The sequence below is a fragment of the Oleiphilus sp. HI0080 genome (assembly GCF_001635135.1).
In genome coordinates this window covers 1-1000 of the sequence record NZ_LWFU01001199.1, presented here as the reverse complement: position 1 = coordinate 1000, position 1000 = coordinate 1, and the positions used below count along the sequence as shown (strand labels likewise).

1 pseudogene is annotated in these 1000 nt (G+C 48.4%); it reads left to right on the top strand.

From position 1 onward, the window contains the following. Positions 1–207: 207 nt before the first annotated feature. Positions 208–1000 (top strand): annotated as a pseudogene (locus A3751_RS21105) (NADH oxidase); the annotation flags it as partial.

The window sequence follows — 1000 nt, the reverse complement described above, 5'->3', positions numbered from 1 at the left end:
AAATACCCAAGATGACTTCGCTGCAGAGTGTGCCAACCATATATCGCGCTATTTAGAGCGCGCAGGGCATACGCATCAGTAAGTTCTATACATATCCGGCCAGTGACTACACGCTGTAGAAAAAAGTGCGTAAGCTTGCAGGCCGAGTAGCTTTAACAAATTAAGTTCTTCACGCTAACCGTTTTCAACCTTTGAGCCGAGCACGTTATGCCTGCATTAAACAGCCCTTATCAGATCAACAATAAAACCGAAGTAAAAAATCGCCTCTTCAAATCAGCAATGAGCGAACAACTCGGCGACAAACAACACAACCCAGATTTGCGCTTAGAGCGTTTGTACGCAAAATGGGCTGAGGGTGGTACAGGTTTGCTTGTAACAGGCAATGTTATGATTGACCGAGGCGCACTCGGTGAACCAAAGAACGTCGTCTTAGACGAACAAAGTGATTTGAATGCGTTTCGTCGTTGGGCGAAAGCTTCTCAGCATACCGGTGCAACCGTATGGATGCAGCTAAACCATCCAGGCAAGCAAATTCCGAAGTTTTTAAATAGCCAGCCGGTCGCCCCATCTGAAATCCCTCTAAGTGGAGGTTTAGAGGCGAGCTTCGCGTGCCCTAGAGCCCTTCATGACGAGGAAATTGAAGGCATCATTAAGCGCTTTGCTAATGCGGCGCGACTAGCAAAAGAAACCGGCTTTGATGGCGTTCAGATTCACGGCGCACATGGATATTTGGTCAGCCAATTCTTGTCTCCTCACCATAACCAGCGAAAAGACAAATGGGGCGGATCTCTTGAAAACCGCATGCGCTTTGTTGAGGCCGTGTATGCGGCTATTAGAGAGCAAGTCGGCGATGACTTTCCGGTAGGCATCAAACTTAACTCCGCGGACTACTCAAAAGGTGGCTTCTCTCATGAGGAGGCGATGCAAGTAATCCAAAAACTCTCTGGCCTTGGCATCGATTTGATCGAAGTATCAGGCGGCACCTACGAGAGCCCAAGCA